Annotated in this window: 24 protein-coding genes; 9 read left to right on the plus strand and 15 right to left on the minus strand. The window is 52.6% G+C overall.

Annotated elements, in window-relative coordinates; genetic code table 11:
- Positions 1–2: 2 nt before the first annotated feature.
- The 5 genes from E1B03_RS08135 to E1B03_RS08155 all read left to right on the plus strand — a co-directional run bounded on the left by E1B03_RS08135 (position 3) and on the right by E1B03_RS08155 (position 4581).
- Positions 3–860: an isochorismatase gene (locus tag E1B03_RS08135; RefSeq protein ID WP_103768750.1), complete on the plus strand. Its 858-nt coding sequence runs from the start codon at positions 3–5 to the stop codon at positions 858–860.
- A complete protein-coding gene (gene entA / locus E1B03_RS08140; protein WP_103768751.1) occupies positions 860–1615 on the plus strand; it encodes a 2,3-dihydro-2,3-dihydroxybenzoate dehydrogenase EntA in 756 nt (251 codons plus the stop codon). The genes E1B03_RS08135 and entA overlap by 1 nt, the downstream gene beginning before the upstream one ends.
- A 2-nt stretch (positions 1616–1617) precedes the next feature.
- Positions 1618–2031 (plus strand): proofreading thioesterase EntH, encoded by a 414-nt coding sequence (gene entH / locus E1B03_RS08145; RefSeq protein ID WP_103769007.1) that lies wholly within the window; start codon positions 1618–1620, stop codon positions 2029–2031.
- 183 nt (positions 2032–2214) lie between these two features.
- Positions 2215–4320, plus strand: coding sequence for a pyruvate/proton symporter CstA (gene cstA, locus E1B03_RS08150; RefSeq protein WP_103768752.1), 2106 nt, complete (start codon positions 2215–2217; stop codon positions 4318–4320).
- Positions 4321–4383: 63 nt separating this feature from the next.
- A complete protein-coding gene (locus E1B03_RS08155; protein WP_003022064.1) occupies positions 4384–4581 on the plus strand; it encodes a YbdD/YjiX family protein in 198 nt (65 codons plus the stop codon).
- A gap of 101 nt (positions 4582–4682) precedes the next feature.
- On the opposite strand, the gene E1B03_RS08165 is transcribed toward E1B03_RS08155, so the two are convergent.
- Positions 4683–5771 (minus strand): oxidoreductase, encoded by a 1089-nt coding sequence (locus tag E1B03_RS08165; protein ID WP_133086029.1) that lies wholly within the window; start codon positions 5769–5771, stop codon positions 4683–4685.
- Positions 5772–5903: 132 nt separating this feature from the next.
- Here E1B03_RS08165 and E1B03_RS08170 point away from each other — a divergent pair, with 132 nt between their 5' ends.
- On the plus strand, positions 5904–7064 hold the full coding sequence (locus E1B03_RS08170; RefSeq protein ID WP_103768755.1) for a pyridoxal phosphate-dependent aminotransferase: 1161 nt from the start codon (positions 5904–5906) through the stop codon (positions 7062–7064).
- On the opposite strand, the gene E1B03_RS08175 is transcribed toward E1B03_RS08170, so the two are convergent.
- From E1B03_RS08175 to dsbG, 4 genes are all read right to left on the minus strand, one after another.
- Positions 7065–7682: an IbrB-like domain-containing protein gene (locus tag E1B03_RS08175; protein WP_103768756.1), complete on the minus strand. Its 618-nt coding sequence runs from the start codon at positions 7680–7682 to the stop codon at positions 7065–7067.
- Complete coding sequence (locus E1B03_RS08180) at positions 7667–8890, minus strand: phosphoadenosine phosphosulfate reductase (protein ID WP_133086030.1); 1224 nt, start codon at positions 8888–8890, stop codon at positions 7667–7669. The genes E1B03_RS08175 and E1B03_RS08180 overlap by 16 nt, the downstream gene beginning before the upstream one ends.
- A gap of 156 nt (positions 8891–9046) precedes the next feature.
- Positions 9047–9952 carry a DNA-binding transcriptional repressor CitR gene (citR, locus tag E1B03_RS08185; protein WP_103768758.1) on the minus strand — a complete coding sequence of 302 codons (906 nt, stop codon included), beginning with the start codon at positions 9950–9952 and terminating at the stop codon, positions 9047–9049.
- Between the two features lie 206 nt (positions 9953–10158).
- Positions 10159–10905, minus strand: a complete 747-nt coding sequence (gene dsbG, locus E1B03_RS08190; protein ID WP_103768759.1) for a thiol:disulfide interchange protein DsbG — start codon at positions 10903–10905, stop codon at positions 10159–10161.
- A gap of 370 nt (positions 10906–11275) precedes the next feature.
- On the opposite strand from dsbG, the gene ahpC reads away from it, so the two are divergent.
- Positions 11276–11839, plus strand: a complete 564-nt coding sequence (gene ahpC / locus E1B03_RS08195; RefSeq protein ID WP_004859485.1) for an alkyl hydroperoxide reductase subunit C — start codon at positions 11276–11278, stop codon at positions 11837–11839.
- A gap of 150 nt (positions 11840–11989) precedes the next feature.
- Positions 11990–13555 (plus strand): alkyl hydroperoxide reductase subunit F, encoded by a 1566-nt coding sequence (ahpF, locus tag E1B03_RS08200; RefSeq protein WP_133086031.1) that lies wholly within the window; start codon positions 11990–11992, stop codon positions 13553–13555.
- Positions 13556–13657: 102 nt separating this feature from the next.
- Here ahpF and uspG read toward each other — a convergent pair whose 3' ends face one another.
- A complete protein-coding gene (uspG, locus tag E1B03_RS08205; protein ID WP_003022101.1) occupies positions 13658–14086 on the minus strand; it encodes a universal stress protein UspG in 429 nt (142 codons plus the stop codon).
- Between the two features lie 181 nt (positions 14087–14267).
- Entirely contained in the window at positions 14268–14678 is a 411-nt protein-coding gene (gene rnk / locus E1B03_RS08210; protein WP_005120853.1) for a nucleoside diphosphate kinase regulator, read from the minus strand.
- Positions 14679–14953: 275 nt separating this feature from the next.
- Here rnk and E1B03_RS08215 point away from each other — a divergent pair, with 275 nt between their 5' ends.
- Positions 14954–15784, plus strand: coding sequence for an alpha/beta fold hydrolase (locus E1B03_RS08215; RefSeq protein WP_133086032.1), 831 nt, complete (start codon positions 14954–14956; stop codon positions 15782–15784).
- Positions 15785–15849: 65 nt separating this feature from the next.
- On the opposite strand, the gene rna is transcribed toward E1B03_RS08215, so the two are convergent.
- From rna to citC, 8 genes are all read right to left on the minus strand, one after another.
- Positions 15850–16656, minus strand: a complete 807-nt coding sequence (gene rna, locus E1B03_RS08220; RefSeq protein WP_103768762.1) for a ribonuclease I — start codon at positions 16654–16656, stop codon at positions 15850–15852.
- Between the two features lie 110 nt (positions 16657–16766).
- Positions 16767–18230, minus strand: a complete 1464-nt coding sequence (gene citT, locus E1B03_RS08225; protein WP_103768763.1) for a citrate/succinate antiporter CitT — start codon at positions 18228–18230, stop codon at positions 16767–16769.
- Positions 18231–18255: 25 nt separating this feature from the next.
- Complete coding sequence (citG, locus tag E1B03_RS08230) at positions 18256–19161, minus strand: triphosphoribosyl-dephospho-CoA synthase CitG (protein ID WP_103768764.1); 906 nt, start codon at positions 19159–19161, stop codon at positions 18256–18258.
- On the minus strand, positions 19130–19684 hold the full coding sequence (gene citX / locus E1B03_RS08235; protein ID WP_103768765.1) for a citrate lyase holo-[acyl-carrier protein] synthase: 555 nt from the start codon (positions 19682–19684) through the stop codon (positions 19130–19132). Before citX ends, citG begins: the two co-directional genes overlap by 32 nt.
- A gap of 3 nt (positions 19685–19687) precedes the next feature.
- Positions 19688–21220 (minus strand): citrate lyase subunit alpha, encoded by a 1533-nt coding sequence (citF, locus tag E1B03_RS08240; protein WP_133086033.1) that lies wholly within the window; start codon positions 21218–21220, stop codon positions 19688–19690.
- A gap of 9 nt (positions 21221–21229) precedes the next feature.
- Positions 21230–22138 carry an aldolase/citrate lyase family protein gene (locus E1B03_RS08245; RefSeq protein ID WP_043015560.1) on the minus strand — a complete coding sequence of 303 codons (909 nt, stop codon included), beginning with the start codon at positions 22136–22138 and terminating at the stop codon, positions 21230–21232.
- Positions 22135–22431, minus strand: coding sequence for a citrate lyase acyl carrier protein (gene citD, locus E1B03_RS08250; RefSeq protein ID WP_003831276.1), 297 nt, complete (start codon positions 22429–22431; stop codon positions 22135–22137). The genes E1B03_RS08245 and citD overlap by 4 nt, the downstream gene beginning before the upstream one ends.
- Positions 22428–23504 carry a [citrate (pro-3S)-lyase] ligase gene (gene citC, locus E1B03_RS08255; protein WP_103768767.1) on the minus strand — a complete coding sequence of 359 codons (1077 nt, stop codon included), beginning with the start codon at positions 23502–23504 and terminating at the stop codon, positions 22428–22430. The genes citD and citC overlap by 4 nt, the downstream gene beginning before the upstream one ends.
- Between the last annotated feature and the right edge of the window lie 45 nt (positions 23505–23549).

Genomic DNA, 23549 nt, shown 5'->3' on the forward strand with positions numbered 1-23549 from the left:
AGATGGCAATTCCTAAACTGCAGGCTTATGCGTTACCAACGGCGCTTGATGTTCCGGTGAACAAGGTCGACTGGGCGTTTGACCCTGAACGCGCCGCGCTGCTGATCCACGACATGCAGGATTATTTTATCGGCTTTTGGGGTGATAACTGCCCGATGATGGAGCAGGTCGTCGCCAACATCGCCGCACTGCGTCAGTACTGTAAAGCGCATAATATTCCGGTGTATTACACCGCCCAGCCGAAAGAACAGAGCGATGAAGACCGCGCTCTGCTCAATGATATGTGGGGACCGGGCCTGACGCGTTCGCCGGAACAGCAAAAAATCGTTGAGGCGTTGGCCCCGGATGAAGCAGATACCATTCTGGTGAAATGGCGTTACAGCGCATTTCATCGTTCCCCGCTGGAACAGATGCTTAAAGAGACCGGACGTAATCAACTGATCATCACCGGCGTGTATGCGCATATTGGCTGTATGACCACCGCAACGGACGCTTTCATGCGTGATATCAAACCGTTTATGGTTGCCGATGCGCTGGCGGACTTTAGCCGTGACGAACACCTGATGTCGCTGAAATACGTGGCGGGACGCTCCGGGCGCGTGGTGATGACGCAGGAATTATTACCGACACCGGTTCCGGCCAGTAAAGATGCGTTGCGCAGCGTTATTCTGCCGCTGCTGGATGAGTCCGAAGAGCCGATGGATGACGAAAACCTGATCGACTACGGGCTGGACTCCGTGCGCATGATGGCGTTGGCGGCGCGCTGGCGTAAAGTTCATGGCGACATTGATTTCGTGATGCTGGCGAAAAACCCGACCATTGATGCCTGGTGGGCGCTGCTCTCCCGCGAGGTGAAGTAATGGTCGGATTTGATTTTACAGGGAAAACCGTCTGGGTAACCGGGGCGGGAAAAGGGATTGGCTACACCACGGCGCTGGCGTTTGCGAATGCTGGGGCTGAGGTGACAGGATTCGATCGTGAATTTCCTCAGGATAACTACCCGTTTGCGACCGAAGTGCTGGATGTGGCGAATGCCGGACAGGTGGCTGAGGTGTGCCAGCGCGTCCTTCAAGCGCGCGAGCGGCTGGATGTGTTGGTCAATGCCGCAGGCATTTTGCGTATGGGGGCCACAGATGCGCTGAGCGTTGAGGAGTGGCAGCAGACGTTTGCGGTTAACGTGGGGGGGGCGTTCAATCTGTTTCAGCAGACGATGGCGCAATTTCGTCGCCAGCAGGGCGGGGCGATCGTGACCGTCGCGTCGGACGCGGCGCACACGCCGCGCATCGGCATGAGCGCTTATGGGGCGTCAAAAGCCGCGCTGAAAAGCCTGGCGCTGACCGTTGGGCTTGAACTGGCAGGCAGCGGTGTGCGCTGTAACGTGGTGTCGCCTGGCTCGACCGACACCGACATGCAGCGTACGTTGTGGGTCAGCGATGATGCGGAACAGCAGCGCATTCGTGGGTTTGGTGAGCAGTTTAAGCTCGGTATTCCGCTGGGGAAAATCGCCCGTCCGCAGGAAATCACCAACACCATTTTATTCCTTGCCTCCGATCTGGCGAGCCACATTACGCTGCAGGATATCGTGGTGGACGGCGGCTCTACGCTGGGGGCATGACGATGATCTGGAAACGTCATTTAACGCTGGATGAACTGAATGCCACCAGTCAGAACACGATGGTGGCGCATCTGGGCATGGTTTATACCCGACTGGGTGATGATGTGCTGGAAGCTGAAATGCCTGTAGATAACCGTACGCATCAGCCGTTTGGCCTGCTGCATGGCGGCGCGTCGGCGGCGCTGGCGGAAACGTTGGGTTCGATGGCGGGTTATCTGATGACCCGCGACGGGCAGTGCGTGGTGGGGACGGAGCTGAACGCCACGCACCATCGGGCGGTTGCGCAGGGCAAAGTGCGCGGCGTTTGTCAGCCGCTGCACCTCGGGCGTCAAAATCAAAGCTGGGAAATCGTCATCTTTGATGAGCAGGGACGACGCTGTTGCACCTGCCGTTTAGGCACTGCGGTGATGGGGTGAGGTCACCCGGCAAAGTAAAATGAAATTGCAGGGTTAACAGGTAAATGAAGTGATCTAGTTAACAATGCAATGTAAATACTCAGTGATACTTCGGGTTTGCATGGTTGTCAGGTTGTTAAATTCAGAAAAGATGTTATAGAAACAAAATGTAACATCTCTCTGACAGGATAACGGATAACCAATATGAATAAATCAGGGAAGTACCTCGTCTGGACAGTGCTCTCCGTTATGGGAGCATTTTCCCTCGGTTATATCGCATTAAACCGTGGTGAACAGATTAACGCCTTGTGGATAGTCGTGGCGTCGGTCTGTGTCTACCTTATCGCTTACCGTTTCTACGGCCTGTACATCGCGAAAAATGTACTGGCGCTGGACCCGACGCGTATGACGCCAGCCGTGCGTCATAACGATGGTCTGGATTATGTTCCCACTGATAAAAAAGTGCTGTTTGGTCACCATTTTGCGGCGATTGCCGGCGCTGGCCCGTTAGTTGGACCGGTACTGGCAGCGCAAATGGGCTATCTGCCGGGGATGATCTGGCTGCTCGCCGGGGTCGTGCTGGCAGGGGCGGTGCAGGACTTCATGGTGCTGTTTGTTTCTACCCGTCGCGATGGTCGTTCCCTTGGCGAACTGGTGAAAGAAGAGATGGGCCCAACGGCGGGCGTCATTGCGCTGGTGGCCTGTTTTATGATCATGGTGATTATCCTCGCGGTACTGGCGATGATCGTCGTGAAAGCGCTGACCCACAGCCCGTGGGGAACCTACACCGTCGCATTTACCATCCCGCTGGCGATCTTCATGGGGATTTACCTGCGTTATCTGCGTCCTGGCCGCATTGGTGAAGTGTCGGTCATCGGTCTGGTGTTCCTGGTGTTCGCCATTATTTCCGGCGGCTGGGTCGCTGAAAGCCCGACCTGGGCACCGTACTTTGACTTTACCGGCGTGCAGTTGACGTGGATGCTGGTGGGCTACGGCTTTGTAGCTGCCGTGCTGCCGGTGTGGCTGCTGCTGGCGCCGCGTGATTATCTCTCTACTTTCCTGAAAATCGGCACCATTGTCGGTTTGGCGGTAGGGATTCTGATCATGCGTCCGACGCTGACCATGCCTGCGTTGACCAAGTTTGTTGATGGTACTGGCCCGGTATGGAGCGGTAACCTGTTCCCGTTCCTGTTTATTACCATCGCCTGCGGTGCGGTATCGGGCTTCCATGCGCTGATCGCTTCCGGTACCACGCCGAAGATGTTGGCGAATGAAGGGCAGGCCTGCTTTATCGGCTACGGCGGGATGCTGATGGAATCCTTTGTCGCCATTATGGCGCTGGTGGCTGCTTGTGTTATCGACCCGGGCGTGTACTTTGCGATGAACAGCCCAATGGCGGTACTGGCTCCGGCAGGGACTACCGATGTGGTTGCATCAGCGGCACAGGTAGTGAGTAGCTGGGGCTTTGTTATCACGCCTGATACGCTGCATCAGATTGCGAATGATGTCGGTGAACAATCCATTATCTCCCGCGCAGGTGGTGCACCGACGCTGGCTGTAGGGATGGCGTACATTCTGCACGGTGCGCTTGGCGGTATGATGGATGTGGCGTTCTGGTATCACTTCGCCATTCTGTTTGAAGCGCTGTTTATTCTGACGGCGGTAGATGCCGGTACACGCGCTGCGCGCTTTATGTTGCAGGACCTGCTGGGCGTGGTGTCTCCGAGCCTGAAACGTACCGATTCGCTGCCTGCAAACCTGCTGGCGACGGCGCTGTGCGTGCTGGCCTGGGGTTACTTCTTGCACCAGGGCGTGGTGGATCCACTGGGCGGTATCAATACCCTGTGGCCGCTGTTTGGTATCGCTAACCAGATGCTGGCCGGTATGGCGTTGATGCTCTGTGCGGTGGTGCTGTTTAAGATGAAACGTCAGCGCTATGCGTGGGTGGCGCTGGTGCCAACGGCCTGGCTGCTGATTTGTACCCTGACCGCCGGCTGGCAGAAAGCGTTTAGCCCGGATGCCAAAATTGGCTTCCTGGCTATCGCCAACAAGTTCCAGGCGATGATCGACAGCGGTAATATTCCGGCACAGTACACCCAGTCGCAGCTGACGCAGTTGGTGTTTAACAACCGTCTTGATGCGGGTCTTACCATCTTCTTCATGGTGGTCGTTGTGGTGCTGGGTCTGTTCTCCATCAAAACTGCGCTGGCAGCACTGAAAGAGGACAAACCGACGTCGAAAGAAACGCCGTACGAACCGATGCCTGAGAATGTCGAAGAGATCGTGGCGCAGGCGAAAGGCGCGCACTAATATTCTCTTAACCAACTAGCCCTCTCCGCTGCGGAGAGGGCGTTTGTACGACAGGGAAACACTATGTTCGAAACGCTCGCCAAAGCCGGGAAGTATTTAGGTCAAACCGCCCGATTAATGATAGGTGTGCCGGATTACGACAACTATGTTGAACATATGCGTGTAACGCATCCGGACCAGACGCCAATGACCTATGAAGAATTTTTCCGCGAGCGCCAGGATGCGCGCTATGGGGGGAAAGGCGGCGCGAAGTGCTGTTAATTTTTTGCCGGATGCGCTGACGCTTATCCGGCCTACAACAATGCTTTGACTGACCGTAGGCCTGATAAGGTGAAGCTGCCATCAGGCATCCCACACTATAATCACACCGTAAATGATTCTACCTTTTCGAACGCTGCGCGCAGGGTCTGTGGCGTTAACGTTACCGGCAATGCGTGAATGGACTCCACCGGGCGCAGCGTGTGTGCGATCGCTTTATCGATTTCGGCGCGGTTATTGATGTCCACTTCCAGTTGCGCCAACCGGGTTGGCAGGTTGAAGCGCTGATAAGCGGTAATTAACTGCGCCAGCACATCATCTTGTCCCAACAGCGCGCTCTGCACGAGGATGCCGTACGCCACTTTGGTACCATGTAAAAATCTCTCTGTTTGCGGGAGGACGGTCAGACCATTGTGTACCGAATGCGCGGCCGCCACGCGGGTGTAGCGCTCGCCCAGACCGCCGACCATGCCGCCTCCGGCAATAATCGCATCCACCACATCGCAAAACGTGCGGCTTAACGTGCCTCGTTTTTTGTCTGCCAGCGCCTGCTCGCTGCTTTCCAGCAGGACGTCGCGGATCGTCTGCGCAGCCTGGATACCCAGACGCACGGTAAGCGGCAGGGTTTCTGGTTGAGGTGCGAGCACAACGGCCTCGTACCATTTCGCCAATGTGTCACCGATCCCCGCCAGCAAGTATTCTTCAGGCGCATTGAGAACAATCTCGGGCTCGACCAGTACGAGGAAATTGGCGTCAGGGAATATTTCAAAATGCAGCGCCTGGCCTGCATCGTTATACCAGACGGAGAGCGGTGTCCAGGCGGCGCAGGTCGCCGCGATAGTAGGAATTCCGACAAACGGCAGACCCAGACGACGGGCCAGCGCTTTGGCCGTGTCGAGCAATGTTCCGCCACCCACGCCAATCACCACGCTGCGATCCTCTCCCGACTCTTTTGCCAGTTGAGCAACATCGGCTTCGCTGCAATGTCCCGTAAACAGCAGGCGCTTAGCCTCGGCAAGATGAAAGACCTCTGGCAGCCAGGGGCGGGCCGCATCGATGGCACGCTCACCATAAACCCAGACGGCGCGTGAGAGTTGGTCGGTTGTGAAAAAATCGTTGAGCCTTGACAGGCTACCGGGATGCGAAAAATAGTTGGCCGGGCCGGTGACGACGCGAATCTCGGTATTACTCATGTTGTGTTGTCCTTTTGGCTGTCCTGTCCTGGCAGGTTATTTTTATATAGACGTCTGAACGTCTTGATTGCCAAATACTAGCATCGTGTTATAGTGGCTTCAACCACAACATCACTCGCTGGGATAACAATAATGAGTAATAACCCGCTGATTCCGCAAAGCAAACTGCCTAATCTGGGCACCACCATCTTCACGCAAATGAGCGCGCTGGCGCAGCAGCATCAGGCCATTAACCTCTCGCAGGGATTTCCGGATTTTGACGGTCCACTCTTTTTGCAAGAACGTCTGGCGTATCACGTCGCGCATGGTGCAAACCAGTATGCGCCGATGACGGGCGTGCAGTCGCTGCGTGAAGCCATTGCGGATAAAACCGCCGAGCTGTACGGCTATAAACCTGATGCGAATAGCGACGTGACCGTCACTGCGGGGGCCACAGAAGCATTGTACGCCGCAATTACGGCGCTGGTACGGCCTGGTGATGAAGTGATTTGTTTTGACCCGAGCTACGACAGCTATGCGCCCGCGATCGAATTATCCGGCGGCGTGGTTAAACGTATCGCGCTGCAACCCCCATCTTTTCGCGTTGACTGGCAGGCGTTTGGCGCTTTACTCAGCGACCGTACCCGGCTGGTGATCCTTAACACCCCGCATAATCCTTCGGCTACCGTGTGGCATCACGCCGATTTTGATGCCCTGTGGAGGGCGATTAAAGAACGCGATATTTTTGTCATCAGCGACGAAGTTTATGAACATATCTGCTTTACTGAACAGGGACACGCCAGCGTACTGGCGCATCCGCAGCTACGTGAACGCGCCGTTGCCGTTTCATCGTTTGGGAAGACCTACCATATGACCGGCTGGAAGGTTGGCTACTGCGTTGCGCCTGCCGCCATTAGCGCGGAATTGCGCAAGGTACATCAGTATCTGACATTTTCCGTCAACACACCGGCTCAACTGGCGTTGGCGGATATGCTGCGCGAGGACCCTGCGCACTACCGCGATCTGCCCGCGTTTTACCAGAAAAAGCGTGACGTACTGGTGAATGCGCTGCGTGACAGCCGACTGGAAATTCTCCCGTGTGAAGGTACCTACTTTCTGCTGGTCGATTACAGCGCAGTTTCCACTCTTAACGACGTTGAGTTTTGCCAGTGGTTGACTGCTGAGGTGGGCGTTGCAGCGATTCCGCTATCGGTGTTCTGCGCCGATCCTTTCCCGCATAAGCTGATTCGCCTATGTTTTGCCAAGCAGGAATCGACGCTGATAGCGGCAGCCGCACGTCTGGTTTCGCTGTAGCTATTTCACCGTCCAAGCTTTGGAAAATCGACGGTCGGCAAATAATTCTTGCAGGCCGTTAATTTGTTTAAGACGTAAAACTTCGTCATTATCCATGCCGAGATCTTTGCCAATCTTTTCTTCACTCCAGCCTAATTGCGATAACTCACGCACGATCTCCGACATGGCGTGGATTTGATGACGTCCGCGGGCGCGGTTGTGACGGATTGTTGCCGCCATACGTTCATGACGATCGCGTTCCAGGCAGGTGACGGGCAGATAACCTTTTAAGCGTGGTTTTAGCGATACTTTATTTTTACCTAATTCATGGCGATGAAAACCGTCCACAATCTCATACTCTTCCCGGGATGACTCAACAACGACAATCGGCTGCGTGAAGCCATCCGCTTCAATAGATTTCAGCAGCAATTTTTTCTCTGGCGGAGCAACATTGTTCGGGTTGTAATCGTTGGGAGAAATATGGTCATTTTTAACCCAAAGCACACAATCTACCGGCTCTTCACGAAAAGGGCTGACGCTATGGATGGCTTTCCTGAATTCATTGATAGCCTCAATTCTCTCTTCTTCAGAAAGCGTAGAAAGAAAGCGGGTGAGTTCCTGAGTTAATCGTTGCTGCATAAGATCCCCCATTCCTGACGTTTGGTTTTCATACGTTCGGTATAACGCTGGTAGTTTTTCGTTTTTGTAGGGCTGAACGAAAGTGCCCGACACCAGTAATCATTATTCAGGAGTACTTTGCAGATCCTTCTCCACGAGGGGATATCCCTGGAACCAATATCGTTTTCCTGACTTTCTGGGATATCGTCCATGCCTTTTTTCTTGTACCACTGTATATAAATGGCGATTTTGTTGCGGTAATGCTCTGCGGTTTGTTCCGGTATGCTGTTTAACAGCAGCATGGCATATTCTTGCCAGCTTAAATGTTCAGGCTTGAGTATTTTCCGATGACCGTAAAAATGGTTGTCATGACCGGCGTAAATCCCTCCACTTTTAACACCACTGACACGCGCGCACATAGCCGCCCATCGCTGGGGTTCAATGACATGATACAGCCATAGCCCCTGGCGTTGTTCCGGTCCAAATGGTTCGCAAATGCGCATATATCGAGTTGGCACACCGGCCTGATACATCAGATTATATAATGGATTACACGGCAGCCTGGTTTTAGCAAACCATGTCCAGATATCCGCCGTTTTCCAGTCGTATAGCGGATAAATATACCAGGTATGCCCGCCCGGCGCTGCAGTCGTCCACGGCTTGTCATCGGCAAAACGTTGCTTACGTGAATTGGCGATGGCCACAAAGCGGTTATATGACTCGTCGGCACGAATACCGACCAGCATTGCGGCTGGCCGTTTCTCTGAATACCAGTCTGCAAACTCGCGAACAAATTGTTCAAATGTCATACCGGACTGATAGAAAGGAAAGAAACTGGGGTCGGTAATGGCATCAACTGGCGGCTGACGAACCCATTGTGTATTCGGCTCCCAACACTGCCATTCGGGTTGATACTGTGAAAGTGAATTTTGGGTGGTTAGAGGTAATGCAACCCAATAAAATTGTTCAATGACATCGGCGTAATGTTCACGCAATGCTTGTACATAATCGATGGTGCAGGAAAACTGCGCCTCCCAGTCGATAAATAATACGTTAATTTTCTTATGCAGTTGGCGCGCAAGCGTCGCTGTCAGATGTAGCATCAGGCCTGAATCTTTACCGCCAGAAAAAGAGACGCAAACGCGCGGCAGGGTTTCGAGTGTCCATGTGATGCGCTCCTGAGCGGCTTCAAGAACGTTTTGACTCAGAGGTATTTTATAAACTGACATATCAAGCCCGTGGCGAAGTTTGATTATTTACACTCATAATAAATGCTAGCATATAAGATATGCTAATTTACGGAAGGTGCAATCAAAATAGATACATTCATGCTCTGTATCTATTTTGCTGATTTATTCTTTGTGGTGATAATTAATGCGCTGATGTTAATCGATGTTAAGGGTGATTTTATTGATAAAGTCTGCGAAGCTTTGATTATTAAGAGAAGACCGATTATACATTAAATAAAGCGTATTTGATGGCAAGGTAATATCAAGTTTGATCTCTTTTAGTTTTAATGAGGGTTCATATAATTCAAAGATAGCCCGTGGGAGCATGCCGATAATATCTGTGCTGGCAATAACATTGGCAATCGATACCAGTGAGTCGCTGCGAAAACCGATTTTACGATTCGCCAGCAGGTGTTCGGTTTTTGACTGGAATTGTTTGATGCCTTCATCTTCAGAATAAAACATCGTGAATTGTTCTTCCAGTATGTCTGCCAGTGTATTTAATCTGTCCAGCCTCGGATGGTCACCACTACAAACCAAAATGGTTTCATGTATTTTAAATGGTGTGCACACAATGGATCGATTGTTGATTGGGATCGTCGTCAGTACCAGATCCGTTTTTCTGTAGGCTAATAAATCTTCAGCCGTTTCAGCGGACGTCAGTATATCGTGGTGTTCAATTTCAACATAGGCGTCTTCGCGGATAAAATGGAATAACTCTTTGACCGGGATCGATGTGGAGATTTGTGGGCTATAAATAATGAATTTTTTCTTCAGGCTGGAACCATGCATAATATTGATAGTTTGTTCCAGAGTGTTGAGATCTTTTTCAAGATGATGATGAAGATTAATACCTGTGACAGTCGGGGTAATTCCTTTCCCTGAGCGAATGAAAAGGGGATCATTAAACTGTGTACGCAGCCGCTGTAGTGACTGGCTAACGGCGGATGGGGTGATATACAGGGTTTCGGCGGCTTTGCTGATGCTCAAATGTTGATAAATACACTCAAAGATAACCAGCAGGTTGAGATCGAACTTTTTAAGATCGTAAAGGTTAGCCATATGTCTATTCCTGTTGTGAATTTTTTTTTTCGATGTATTACATTTAGGAATAATTTAACAAATTTTTATTCGCTATCTGTATAACTTTTATGCTTAAGGAACAATTAACTTAAACTAAAATAACACAACAGGTATTACGTTGACGAGGAAAAATAATGAATGAGTGATTGAAATGAGAACGATAACAATCACTCATAATATTGATGTTATTTATTCCCCATTATAATTTCCATTTTTTCTTTATCCGGCATACCTACCTCCTGTTGCAGGGTGTTGTCTTTGCTCATGTAATAGATAGCTGGGGTGACGTTGGCCCCCAAATCATCCATCAATTTTTGATTGATATTCAGTGCCTTCATCTGTTCTGCCGTGGGGGATGCCGGGATCTCCAGCTTCATTTTCCCATTGGATGCCTCGTAGTCATGCCAGGTTTTGGCCGGATCTTTTGTCGCCAGAATTGCCGCGGCAGTGGCCGGGCTTTCCGGTTTAATTACACCAACCAGTAGTGTGCGTAGCTGAACTTTACCCGATTCAACCCAGGGACGTGCCTGTTGCCAGAACTGCTTGCAGTACGGACAGAAGGGATCGGCAAAAACATAAACGATGACCGGCGCCTCTTTTTTCCCGTCCAGAATCCAGGGCGCTTTTTCCATTCGTTGCCACATTTCACGCCCGGCAGGTGCATAGATCTCTTTTTCTATCAGCGCATTACTGAGATTTTCCCCTTTTTCGTTATACATATAACCGGAGATTGCATGTTTGCCGTCAGGGGTGACATAGATAGTGACCCCCATATCCTGGTATTTACCCAGATAACCTTTCATTCCACCCGGTGCGTCGAAGGGCTTCAGGATAGTAATACCCTGTTTCTCAATGGCTTTAACAGGAGCAGGCAGTTCTTCGGCATGTACAACAGCGGGAAGCAAGGATAAGAGTAAGATACGTTTGAACATTGATTTTCCTTATAAAATCAGAAGGAAAGGGGACTGAATCGCAAAACCTATCACAGCCATAGGTAAGATCGACAGCCTGTCGATTGCCCTTTCTTGAGTTGGGTGATGTAATCCCAATCGCTGTTACGACCTTTGTTAAGGTAATGTAGAGCGCAACACATAGCCAGCTCTGCTGGTACTGAAGTTACCTGCGGGTAGCTCGGGTAATGAGGCTCCCTGCAAAGGGGGCCTTTTTTACTTTTGTCTTTTAGGTTCGATTGATTGAGTGAGTTGTTAGTTAACGCTTATTGATTTGATAAAGGAAACGCATTAGCCCTGCTAAGCAATTTTCGTTAACTTATCTCTCAACGAAAACACGGAGGAAGTACAGATGTCTTTGATTAATACCAAAATTAAACCTTTCAAAAACCAGGCGTTCAAAAACGGTGAGTTCATCGAAGTAACCGAGAAAGATACCGAAGGTCGCTGGAGCGTCTTCTTCTTCTACCCGGCTGACTTCACCTTCGTATGCCCGACCGAACTGGGCGACGTTGCAGACCATTACGAAGAACTGCAGAAACTGGGCGTAGATGTGTATTCCGTCTCTACTGACACCCACTTCACCCACAAAGCATGGCACAGCAGCTCTGACACCATCGCGAAAATCAAATACGCGATGATCGGTGACCCGACTGGCGCCCTGACCCGTAACTTTGACAACATGCGTGAAGATGAAGGTCTGGCTGACCGCGCAACCTTCGTTGTTGACCCGCAGGGTATCATCCAGGCAATCGAAGTTACTGCTGAAGGTATCGGCCGTGATGCGTCTGACCTGCTGCGCAAAATTAAAGCGGCACAGTACGTCGCTTCTCACCCAGGTGAAGTTTGCCCGGCTAAGTGGAAAGAAGGCGAAGCAACTCTGGCTCCGTCCCTGGACCTGGTTGGTAAAATCTAAGCTAATTTGTAGGCCGGATAAACGTAGTGCATCCGGCATTCCACAGGCGCAAATCTGCGCCTGTTTCATTCCAGCACCATGACGCAAGTTGCATTAATGCAGTCCCGCGAAGTCGGCTTGCATGATGATGTTTTCAGAGAGGGAAGAAGAATGCTCGACACAAATATGAAAACCCAGCTCAGGGCCTACCTTGAGAAACTGACCAAACCTGTTGAGCTGATTGCTACGCTGGATGTCAGCGCTAAATCGGCAGAAATCAAGGAACTGCTGACTGAAATTGCTGAACTGTCAGAAAAAGTCACCTTTAAAGAAGACAACACTCTGGCGGTACGTAAGCCATCGTTCCTGATTACCAATCCAGGTTCTCACCAGGGGCCGCGTTTTGCCGGTTCTCCGCTGGGCCATGAGTTTACCTCTCTGGTGCTGGCGCTGCTGTGGACTGGCGGTCATCCGTCGAAAGAGGCGCAGGCGTTGCTGGAGCAAATCCGCGATCTCGACGGTGATTTTGAGTTCGAAACCTATTATTCGCTCTCCTGCCATAACTGTCCGGACGTGGTACAGGCGCTGAACCTGATGTCGGTATTGAATCCACGCATCAAGCACACGGCGATTGATGGCGGTACTTTCCAGAATGAAATCACCGATCGCAACGTGATGGGCGTTCCTGCGGTCTTTATGAACGGTAAAGAATTCGGTCAGGGCCGCATGACGCTGACTGAGATCGTGGCGAAAGTGGATACCGGCGCAGAGAAACGTGCGGCTGAAGAGCTGAATAAGCGCGACGCCTATGATGTACTGATTGTAGGTTCCGGCCCTGCGGGAGCGGCTGCGGCGGTTTACTCTGCACGTAAAGGTATCCGTACTGGTCTGATGGGTGAACGCTTTGGCGGTCAGGTTCTTGATACCGTTGATATTGAAAACTACATTTCGGTACCGAAAACCGAAGGTCAGAAACTGGCGGGCGCGCTGAAAGCGCATGTTGATGACTATGATGTTGATGTTATCGATAGCCAGAGTGCCAGCAAGCTGGTTCCGGCGGTGCAGGAAGGCGGTTTGCATCAGATTGAAACGGCATCCGGTGCGGTGTTGAAAGCGCGCAGCATTATCATCGCGACCGGCGCGAAGTGGCGCAATATGAACGTTCCGGGCGAAGATCAGTATCGCACCAAAGGTGTAACCTATTGCCCGCACTGTGATGGCCCGCTGTTTAAAGGCAAGCGCGTGGCGGTGATTGGCGGCGGTAACTCCGGTGTCGAGGCGGCTATTGACCTGGCGGGTATCGTTGAACACGTAACGTTGCTGGAGTTTGCCCCGGAAATGAAGGCCGATCAGGTGTTGCAGAATAAACTGCGCAGTCTGAAAAACGTCGACATCATTCTAAATGCGCAAACGACAGAAGTGAAAGGTGATGGCAGCAAAGTCACTGGTCTGGAGTATCGTGACCGCGTGAGCGGTGATGTTCACAGTGTGGAACTGGCGGGTATCTTTGTACAGATTGGTCTGCTGCCGAACACCAACTGGCTGGAAGGTGCCGTTGAACGTAACCGCATGGGTGAAATCATCATCGACGCCAAGTGCGAAACCAGCGTGAAGGGCGTTTTCGCCGCCGGTGACTGCACTACCGTACCGTATAAGCAGATCATCATCGCGACCGGTGAAGGCGCGAAGGCCTCGTTGAGTTCGTTTGATTATCTGATTCGCACGACAGTAGCATAAAAAGAGTAAGACTCACCTGCAATGCCAAAACCGCCAGTCATTCACTGGCGGTTTTTTTATCCTTGTATACCCTCTTGCAGGGGGATAGCAAAGCTGTGGTCGTTAACGAACAACCAGTACCGGCAGAGTGGCGTGGCGGACAACGCTGGAAGCGTTTGAGCCGAGCAGATGGGTGCTGATTGATGGGTTGCGCGACCCAATGACAACTACATCTGCATTCAACTCTTCACCTAACTCGTTGACCACGTCACGGACGCTACCAAAGCGGACGTGTTGTTTAATACGAGAAGGATCGATGCTGAAGTGACCGACCATCGTTTGCAGACGGGTTTCCGCTTCGTGTTGCAGATGCTCTTCAAAACGACGAACGTCAGCGGCAAAGCGGTGCAGGCTTAAGCTCGCTGAACCTGGCAGCACGTGCAGCAGATGGATCACCCCTTTATCCTGTGCCAGAAATTCTGCATGGCGAATAGCCTTGTCACTCAGTTCCATTTCGAATACATCAACAGGCATTATGATTGTGTTGTACATAAACATTCTCCTTGTCATTACATGAACACATAACAGCATAGTATTAAAAATGATTCTGTCAGTCACGACACAGATTTATGTTTTGCGAACAGGAAAGAAAGTGAGGAGCAGGGGACTAACCGGAAAGAGGATGCGGATGCATCCCCTGTAAGATAAAGCGCGTGGCTTTGATTAGACAGAGTTAGCGCAGGTAGTCGCCCGCAGCTTCAGGTTGGTACTCAAGCTCGATGACTTCGAGGTGCGTTGAGGTCCCACCCGGCAATTCCCAGTGAATGGTGTCGCCAACGCGCAGGCCGAGAAGTGCAGCGCCAACAGGTGCCATTACCGAAAGCTGTGTGCTGCTGTCAGTCATATTGGCCGGATACACCAGGGTACGCACACGGACTTCGCCATCACTCAGATTGCGGAATTTCACGCGGCTGTTCATGGTCACGACATCGTGCGGCATGGTTTCTGGAGAACACATTTGGGCACGATCCAGCTCGGCGTTCAGGGCGTCGGCAATCGGTAAACCAGCAAACGCAGGTTGCTCCAACAGGCGGTCAATGCGTTCCGCATCGAGGTCGTTAATGATGATAGTTGGTCTGGACATTTATTACTCCATGTCGTCGATACTGCGGGTGCGCAGGTAAATAATCCCAAAAGAAAACCCTCACCGTCAGGCGGCAAGGGTTTAGCTTTTATGATGATACTGAGACTTACCCCAGGTTTGAAGTGATTTAGTTCACATTCAGGTAAATCATCAATATTGTCGCGTATGGTGTGATTTTAGCCGAAAAACGTGATCGTTCTCCAATTTGCATTATGCTTTTTAAGCGCTCGCTGCGGGCGCGTCAAACAACTCAGTGTTCCGCGACAGGAGATCTCATGAGCCAGTACGACAAACTTACCTTGAAAGATGGCAGCTATTTGCATTTTAAAGACTGGGGAAGTGGACAGCCTATCGTCTTCAGCCATGGTTGGCCGTTGACGGCAGATGCGTTTGAGGATCAGATGCTGTTCCTCGGGTCGAAAGGATTTCGTGTAATCGCCCATGACAGGCGCGGGCATGGGCGTTCGGCCCAACCCTGGGATGGCCACAATATGGATCAGTATGCTGACGATCTGGCAGAACTGACCGCACATCTTAATCTTAAAGATGCCGTACATGTCGGACACTCTACCGGCGGTGGAGAAGTTGCGCGTTACATTGGTCGCCATGGAACGCAGAGGGTGGCAAAAGCGGTGTTAATTGGCGCGGTGACGCCCATTATGATCAAGACCGACTTTAACCCAAATGGCGTGCCGAAAGAGGTGTTTGATGGCATCCGTGAAGGGGTGATAAACGATCGCGCTGCCTTTTTCTATGAACTGACCGCGGCATTCTATGGCTACAACCGCCCGGGTGCAAACGAGTCAAAAGCCGTTCGCGAAAGCTTTGTTGAACAGGGTTTACAAGGTTCCATCAAAGCGTTGTACGACTGTATCCACGCGTTTTCAGAAACCGATCTGCGTGAGGATCTCAAAAAAATGACCATTCCGACGCTGGTTATCCACGGTGATGACGATCAGATTGTCCCGTTTGAAACCTGCGGAAAGGTTGCGGCGGAAATACTGCCAGACTCGCAGTTGAAGGTGTATGTCGGCGGCTCGCATGGTATTTGCACCACCCATAAACAACAGATCAACGGCGATCTTCTCGACTTTATTCAATCGTAATCTTTTGAGAACGTATTACGCTGATCCGCCCGGTGGGGGATCAGCGTAATGCCCGGTTGCGAAATTCAGTATCCCACTTTGTCGATAATAAACTGTTTACCGCAGTTACCCGGATGCGGCTGTGGCGAGAATGACTGTGGGGATAGCGTCTGGTTGATGGTGTCAGCTTTCAGGGACAACTGGATCTCCGTGAGATACGCCGGATTACCGTGGCAGCTTAGCTTCACGGCTTTGACGTTCTCTTTGCCCCAGCTTTTGGCAACGGCGGCGTCAAATGCGCTACGGCTGACGGTTTTGCCGTAGTTTTCCGCCAGGAATTTGCCCGCTTCGCTGTTTTTAACCTCATTATTCAGCCGTACCATCGTGCCAAAGTACGCGTCGGGGTCAAAGCCGAAACACGCGCCATGTTTGGCATACTCGTAACGTTCCAGACAAGATCTTCCACCAGCACCAGGCATTACGGCGCTGAGTTTTGCCGCGCTTTCCAGCGACAGCCCGGTTTCGGGGGCCGCGCATTTACGGCTGGCGCGCGCTTCAGGCAGATTAGGAATAGGACGGGTCGCGCAGCCAAAACGCATCCAGCGGCGGTTGTCTACACCTCGGGCGGCGATGGATTTTGGCAGGCCAGGCCATAAACCGTGAACGGTCAGGAAATCCGTTTTGTCCGCGCTCTCTTTTTGCAGACGACATTCGTCAGGCTCCTGACGATTACGCTCATGTTGGCTCTGACAAAATCCGGTTTGCCAGGAGAGGGCCAGCACGTAGCTGTCAAAATCAGCGTACTGTTTTGCCTGAAGTTCATCGGCCTGAGCCGCAGAAACTGGCAGCAGGAGTGCCGCCAGCAACGAAGAATAACGCCATGTTGATGTCATGATGATTTCGGATACTTATATAAATTCTGAATATCATCTATTTAATCATAAAAAATGCCAGTCAGGTTTAGCTGACTGGCATCATTTTCATCAGACGTGAACCAGGATGATTAGCTCCACATTGCCAGAATCGGCCAGCCGACCAGCAGAAGCATGGAGATGTAGATAACGCCGAAGATAGCACCCAGACGCCAGTAGTCTTTGGACTTCACATAACCACAGCCGTAGATGATAACGCCAGGGCCCGTTGCATACGGAGTCAGACAGCCCATGATACCGATGGACAGTACCAGCAGGATACACAGGTGTTCCATCGGCACGCCCGGGATGCCTTTACCTACAGCCAAAATAACCGGCAGCATGGTGGCCGTGTGTGCAGAAAGGCTGGCAAACAGGTAGTGAGCAAAATAGAACACCAGCACCAGAACGATCACAGTCGCGTTAGGCGAGAAGCCTTCCAGATGCGTGCTCATGGTGTTGGCGAACCAGTCGATGAAACCTGAACGGGTTAAACCATTCGCCATAACGACCAGCGTGGCGAGGTTAACCAGGGTGTTCCATGCGCTGTTATAGCGGGTAATGTCTTTCCACGGTACCACGTGCAGCGCCAGCATCAGGGAAACGGCCAGCAGACCTACTGCGGTTGCATCAATCAGTTTACCACCGAAGACCCACAGACCCAGGCTGAGCAGAACCAGACCGATCAGGGTCAGCTCTTTGCGCGTCAGTTTACCCATGGTTTTCAGTTCATCACCGGCCCATGCGGCAACTTCAGCACTGTGAGTGACTTCTGGTTTGTACAGAACGTATGACAGCCACGGAGCAACGATCAGCAAAATAATACCGACCGGCAGGAAGCTGAGGAACCACTGCAACCAGCTGATTTGGATACCGGCAATTTTGTTGACGAATTCCAGACCCAGCACGTTAGGCGCAGCGCCGGTAACGAACATAGAGGAGCTCAGACTGGTACTGATGACCATCATCCACATCAAATATCCGCCGATACGGCGCGCGGAAGGATCGTTCGGGAATGATTTAAACAGCGGCGGCAGGTTTTTGATAACCGGGAACACGGTACCACCGGTACGCGCGGTGTTGGATGGCGTAAACGGTGCCAGCAGAATGTCGATGATAACAATCGCATAGCCCAGCGTCAGGGTACGTTTACCCATGAATTTCACCAGGAACAGCGCGATACGACGACCCAGACCGGTGACTTCATAACCCAGTGCGAAAATAAACGCACCGAACACCAACCACACGGTGGTGCTGGAGAAGCCTGCCAGACCCCATTTCAGCGCTTGCTTACCTGCTTTAAACGCCGGGTCGGCCAGTTCGGAAGCATCAAACAACAGATAGTTGCTGCCGATAACGCAGATCGTGACGGCGATAAAGCTGATCGCTGTTGCCGGAATTGGCTCAAGGATCATACCGACAATCATTGCCACGAATACGGCAAAGTAGTGCCAGGCCTGTGGGGGCATTCCATCAGGCACGGGGATAAGAAACATGACGCCCATTACGAGCAATGGGGCCAGTAACTTCCATATTTTATCTTTTGCTAAAGACATGTGTGTGATTCTCCGGAAAGGATCTTTAATTGTGATAATGATGAACTTGTGAAATCTGAGCTAAGAACCAGGTGACAATCAGCAGATCGGCGCAGCCTCCGGGACTGAGGTTGCGTTCGATGCACTGTTGGTCGAACTGGCGCAGGTATTCGAGATCGGCAAGGGTGCGAATCCCCCCTTGCTGCATCAGGGCGGTGGCCTGCTGCTGTAGCCAACGCAGACCTTCTGCGCCGCCACGTGAGGCCACGTTGGTGTCGCCATTGATAGACATCAGCAGCAATAATGTGTCGAGTAACGCCAGTTCAGGGTCGCAGCCCTGAGTCAGCAGTGCGCGGTAGTGTGGCAGGGCATGCTGGATGACTAGCGGGTATCCCGCTTCGGCTTCGCCCCGTGCGCCGGTTAACCCCAGTTGCTGATAAAGACGTTGGCCAGCCGTGAGTTGTTGATTGTTCTGGCGCAGTTCGCGCTCGGTCAGGCCACGGCAAAATGTTGCTGCCGTAGAGCAAATGGTTTCAGCGGTAACAGTCAATTGGAGCTGGTGCAGGCGGCCAATGGCGGCGCACAGCAGCCCCAGTGAAAAAATGCTCCCTTTATGGGTGTTCACCCCAGCGGTGGCGCGAAACATATCGGCTTCGCAGGCCATGCCCAGCGGGCGCAGTCCTTTCAGCACATCTTCGGGCGACAGCTGTGCGCTAAACGCCCCGTATTCAATAAACCGTGGCAGCCATGACTGAATCGCTTCAGCGCTGCGATGAAAGTCTTCCAGCGCCATATCTTTATGCGCGCCGTTGTTTATACGGTCTACCAGACCCGGTTTGGGCGACAGGTTGACTTCAGTCAACATGGCGCGCCACGCAAGCGTTGCGTAAGCGTCAGGCAGATCCAGAGGAAGAACTGCGTTATTGGTTGATGTTGCGGGAATCGGCATCATGCAGCAGTGCCTCCATCTGAGTGAGTAAGTCGGAAAGCGCGTGGGTTTTACCCCGTGCACAGTCGGCAGCACTTTGCTCGCACAGCAGACAGCGGCGGGCGGGGAGTGCGAAATGACGCCGGGACAGAATTTCCCCTTCAGGGGTCAGGACATCGATGTCCCATAACCGTCCCAGCGGGTGTGAATGCTCAAGTTCAATGGTGGCGAGCTTGAGATCGTGGGCCGGAGCCTCTATGGATAAAAGTCCTTCCGGACCGCTGGCAGAAACCAGCGCCGTTTGCTCCCTGACAATCCAGGCGGATTTTTCCGCCAGTGCGAGCAGGGCGGTGACGCCGTGATTAAAGATGCGACGGGTTAACGCGCTGTCTTTAATCGGACCCGGTGCGACCACGGTAAACGAGACCAGTGGCGCGTGGTGGCGCGTCAGCCAGGCATGTTGCCTTGCTTGTCTCTCATCACGGCTGGCGAGCAGCTCGGGAATAGAAACCGCGCGTTGGGTGGCGTGTTCAGGGAGCAGGCGCATGGCTTATCCCTTCACCTGATGCACAACGTCAATCACCGAGCCATCGCGGTAACGCACGACGGCAATCACGCGGTCGGTAAATTCGATAGCGCGCGGTTGACCAGTGAGCTGCTGCGCGCGCTCGCGCAGCCATTCAATCGACACCACTTTCATGCCGGCTTCTTGCAGACGTTCTGCCAGTTCCGGACGGGCAGGGTTAACGGCGATACCGTGGTCAGTGACCAGAATATCAACGCTGGAGCCTGGGGTTACGCAGGTCAGGACGTTATCAACCAGCGTTGGGATGCGTCCACGAACCAGCGGAGCGACGATGATGGAAAGCGCAGCGGCAACCGCGGTATCGCAGTGACCGCCGGATGCGCCGCGGAGCACGCCGTCAGAACCGGTCAGTACGTTAACGTTGAAGCTGGTATCAACTTCCAGCGCGCTCAGCACCACGACATCCAGACGATCGACAGATGCGCCTTTCGAGCCCCAGTTCGCGTACTGGTTAGCGCTGATCTCAATGTGATTTGGATTGCGAGCCAGCGATTTCGCGGCGGCACTGTCGAAGCTTTGTACATCCAGCAGTTTGCGGATTAAGCCTTTTTCATGCAGATCAACGATGGTGGCGGTGATGCCGCCCAGCGCGAAATCGGCATGGATGTCGCGGCTGCGCATTTTGTCTTCCAGGAATCGAGTAACGGCCAGAGAGGCGCCGCCGGTTCCTGTCTGCAGGGAGAAACCTTCATTGAAGTAGCCAGAGTTAGCAATAACGTCTGCCGCGCTACGGGCGATTAACAGTTCACGCGGGTTGGTGGTCATGCGGGTCGCATCGGCACCGATTTTGTCCGCATCGCCGACCTGGTCGATCTGCACGATCAGATCCACCTGATCCTGGGTAATGCTGGCTGGGTTATGCGGATAGGTCAGCAGCTGTTCTGTCAGCAGAACAACCTGTTTCGCGTTTTCGGCATCGACGCGGGCATAGCCCAGTGAGCCGCAGCACGCTTTACCGGTATAACCGTTAGCGTTACCAAACTGGTCGCACGCCGGTACGCCGAGGAATGCGACATCAATGTTGAGCTCGCCGCTTTGTACCAGATGTACACGGCCGCCGTGGGAGTGAATCTGTACCGGCTCGGCCAACAGGCCACGTGAGATCTCTTCCGCCAGCGGGCCACGCAGGCCGGAGGTATAAATCCGACTAACCACGCCCTGACGGATGTGCTCAACCAGCGGAGCATGGCAGTCGCTCAGGGAACTGGAGGCCAGCGTCAGGTTTTTAAAGCCCATGTTGGCGATGGCATCCATCACCAGGTTAATCGTCAGATCGCCACCGCGGAAAGCGTGGTGGAAAGAGATGGTCATGCCATCCTGCAAACCTGAACGACGAATAGCGTCTTCCAGGTTAGCGCACAGCTTTTTGTCGCGCGGTTTTTGCGCCTGCAATTCTACTTTTGCGGTGCTCTGATAAGCGGAAAGCTCACTTTCTGCATGACGGCTCCAGGTCGCCACGCGATCCTGGCGTTGAGACTGTTCGATTTTCTGCGTCATTTTTTTGCCTTATTCTTCGCGGATGCCGGAAAGTTCTGCACGGGAGATAACCAGAAGGGCGCGCTCGATAACCGGGCTGTCGACCATTTTGCCGTTCAGGGAAACTACGCCACGACCTTCGCGAGCGGCTGCTTCAGCGGCTTCTACCACCAGGCGCGCGTGAGCAAGCTCTTTACGTGTTGGGGCGTACAGGTTGTGCAGGAGTTCGATCTGGCGCGGGTTAATGAGCGATTTACCGTCAAAACCCAACTGCTTAATGTGTGAGGCTTCGTGCAAGAAACCTGCTTCGTTGTTGGCATCGGAATAAACGGTGTCAAACGCCTGAATGCCGGCAGAGCGTGCTGCCTGCAAAATCGAGCAGCGGGCGAACAGCAGTTCAGTCCCTTCCGGGGAGCGCTCAGTGCGCAGGTTACGCACATAATCCTCTGCACCGAGAGCAATACCGATCAAACGCTCGGAAGCGTGGGCAATTTCTACCGCACGGGTAATGCCTAACGGTGATTCGATGGCGGCTAACAGACCGGTGCTACCGGGTTCACGGCCACAGGCTTTCTCGATACGCAGGATTTCGCTTTCGATGTCGATAACATCCTGTGCGGTATCGGTTTTCGGTAAACGCACGATATCAGCGCCGCCGCGTACCACGGCTTCGAGGTCGTTGATGCCCCATTCGGAGTCGAGGGCGTTTACGCGCACGATAGTTTCAACGTCGTGGTACAGTGGATGCTGCAGCGCGTGGTACACCATGCGGCGAGCGGTATCTTTCTCGCGCAGCGCGACGGAGTCTTCCAGGTCGAACATCAGCGCGTCAGCCGGGTAGATGAACGAGTTGCTGACCATGGCGGCATTGGCGCCTGGAACGAACAGCATGCTGCGGCGGGTACGGGTTTTACGTTGCTGCAAAGATTCGCTAATCACTGGCAATCCTCCCATGGCAGAGCCGGAATACCGCCAGCGCGGGCCAGTAGTGCTTCCAGTCGCGCACGTAAAATGCAGTCCAGTGCGCCTTTATCATCAACATTTAATTGCACGCCGCGTACGTTGTAGCGGGACAGAACGTCCAGGATGGTGGCCCGGATGGCATCACCGAACTGTTTTTCGACGCTACTGTTAACCTGCAGGTCAATATCCTGCGAATCGAGTGGGGCGATGCGAATCATCACATCACCAGACTCGAGTGTGCCTGCGACGGCTGCCTGGTTTATTTTCATTTTTCACCTGTTGCTAATGCGGGGGTATTTTGGCGGACTGTCGCACCCGATGAGGCTCGTTCAACCATGCTTTGCAAATAGTGCAGCGTGGCGTCAGGGACCAGGGATGCGATAGCCGTGAGATCTTTTTTAACCAGCAGCTTGCGTACCCAGGAGGCGGAAATCGGCATCTCCTGGAAACACAGCCGCTCAATTTCCACCAGTTCAATCGGTGGGGCGGGAAGCGTTGGGGTCTCCAGCCAGTAGCGCATATCGTTGTTGTACTGGGAGGTGACGGTGCAATACGGCTCGGTACCGACGAAGCGGTGCGTGACACCCAGAGCCGGGGCCAGATACTGGCGGAAGATTTTCAGGTCAATTTCGGTGTAGCAGTGATTAATAACGCTCTGCTCTTTGATGAAGTAACACGGGAACGTGGCGCGGGAAATGATGTATTCCGAACCGCGATGCACGGTTAAACGAGGAATGTCTTTTGTTCCTTTAAGCACCAGATCCAGTCGGTCTTCATACGGAAAACGCGAGGTATCTTCTTTCACCAAAAACAGATGTAGCCAGTCGCATTGCGCAGCCGCCTGTTGGATCAGAAAACGGTGTCCGTTGGTGAAGGGGTTGGCGTTCATAACAATACAACCAATTTTTTTCCCTTCATGGCGCTGTTTTGCCAGTGATTCTGCGTAGCGTTTCAGACGCGTAGTGCTGTTTTCCATCAGTACCATAATGCCGGGAACGCTGGTCAGCGTAGAAAAGCCGCACTGTTTAAACAGCGACTCGTACTCGGTTTTGGTATAGATGAAGAGGTGCGTACAGTGGCGCTCATAGGCGAGGTTGATTAACTCGGTTGCCAGCGTCAGCGCTAAGCCTTCACCGCGTACGGATTCGCAGATTGCGACGCACTTAATAATATTGCCAGCGATGCCGCCACAGGCAATCAGACGGTCATCACGGGTGACGGTGATAAATACTTCGACGGTGGTATCAACGCTCAAATCATTTTCTTTCAGAAATTGCGCGATAGCCGCCATCTTTTTATTTTCTGAGCGTTTAACTTGCGTGAATATATTATTACCGAACATAGTAAATAGAGCCCCGATGCTATATTTGTTACTGGGTTTCTGTTT

The sequence above is a fragment of the Citrobacter arsenatis genome (genome assembly GCF_004353845.1).
Classification (GTDB): Bacteria; Pseudomonadota; Gammaproteobacteria; order Enterobacterales; family Enterobacteriaceae; genus Citrobacter; species Citrobacter arsenatis.

Excerpts from the sequence above, each read along its gene's own strand:
- citR (WP_103768758.1), bottom strand. The coding sequence starts at position 9,952 with ATGGCTAACCTTTACGATCTTAAAAAGTTCGATCTCAACCTGCTGGTT.
- E1B03_RS08175 (WP_103768756.1), bottom strand. The coding sequence starts at position 7,682 with ATGCAGCAACGATTAACTCAGGAACTCACCCGCTTTCTTTCTACGCTT.
- uspG (WP_003022101.1), bottom strand. The coding sequence starts at position 14,086 with ATGTACAACACAATCATAATGCCTGTTGATGTATTCGAAATGGAACTG.
- rnk (WP_005120853.1), bottom strand. The coding sequence starts at position 14,678 with ATGTCCAGACCAACTATCATCATTAACGACCTCGATGCGGAACGCATT.
- citG (WP_103768764.1), bottom strand. The coding sequence starts at position 19,161 with ATGATGCCGATTCCCGCAACATCAACCAATAACGCAGTTCTTCCTCTG.
- citT (WP_103768763.1), bottom strand. The coding sequence starts at position 18,230 with ATGTCTTTAGCAAAAGATAAAATATGGAAGTTACTGGCCCCATTGCTC.
- E1B03_RS08215 (WP_133086032.1), top strand. The coding sequence starts at position 14,954 with ATGAGCCAGTACGACAAACTTACCTTGAAAGATGGCAGCTATTTGCAT.
- citX (WP_103768765.1), bottom strand. The coding sequence starts at position 19,684 with ATGCGCCTGCTCCCTGAACACGCCACCCAACGCGCGGTTTCTATTCCC.
- citF (WP_133086033.1), bottom strand. The coding sequence starts at position 21,220 with ATGACGCAGAAAATCGAACAGTCTCAACGCCAGGATCGCGTGGCGACC.
- entA (WP_103768751.1), top strand. The coding sequence starts at position 860 with ATGGTCGGATTTGATTTTACAGGGAAAACCGTCTGGGTAACCGGGGCG.
- E1B03_RS08165 (WP_133086029.1), bottom strand. The coding sequence starts at position 5,771 with ATGAGTAATACCGAGATTCGCGTCGTCACCGGCCCGGCCAACTATTTT.
- dsbG (WP_103768759.1), bottom strand. The coding sequence starts at position 10,905 with ATGTTCAAACGTATCTTACTCTTATCCTTGCTTCCCGCTGTTGTACAT.
- rna (WP_103768762.1), bottom strand. The coding sequence starts at position 16,656 with ATGACATCAACATGGCGTTATTCTTCGTTGCTGGCGGCACTCCTGCTG.
- citD (WP_003831276.1), bottom strand. The coding sequence starts at position 22,431 with ATGAAAATAAACCAGGCAGCCGTCGCAGGCACACTCGAGTCTGGTGAT.
- citC (WP_103768767.1), bottom strand. The coding sequence starts at position 23,504 with ATGTTCGGTAATAATATATTCACGCAAGTTAAACGCTCAGAAAATAAA.
- E1B03_RS08180 (WP_133086030.1), bottom strand. The coding sequence starts at position 8,890 with ATGTCAGTTTATAAAATACCTCTGAGTCAAAACGTTCTTGAAGCCGCT.
- ahpC (WP_004859485.1), top strand. The coding sequence starts at position 11,276 with ATGTCTTTGATTAATACCAAAATTAAACCTTTCAAAAACCAGGCGTTC.
- ahpF (WP_133086031.1), top strand. The coding sequence starts at position 11,990 with ATGCTCGACACAAATATGAAAACCCAGCTCAGGGCCTACCTTGAGAAA.
- cstA (WP_103768752.1), top strand. The coding sequence starts at position 2,215 with ATGAATAAATCAGGGAAGTACCTCGTCTGGACAGTGCTCTCCGTTATG.
- entH (WP_103769007.1), top strand. The coding sequence starts at position 1,618 with ATGATCTGGAAACGTCATTTAACGCTGGATGAACTGAATGCCACCAGT.
- E1B03_RS08155 (WP_003022064.1), top strand. The coding sequence starts at position 4,384 with ATGTTCGAAACGCTCGCCAAAGCCGGGAAGTATTTAGGTCAAACCGCC.
- E1B03_RS08135 (WP_103768750.1), top strand. The coding sequence starts at position 3 with ATGGCAATTCCTAAACTGCAGGCTTATGCGTTACCAACGGCGCTTGAT.
- E1B03_RS08170 (WP_103768755.1), top strand. The coding sequence starts at position 5,904 with ATGAGTAATAACCCGCTGATTCCGCAAAGCAAACTGCCTAATCTGGGC.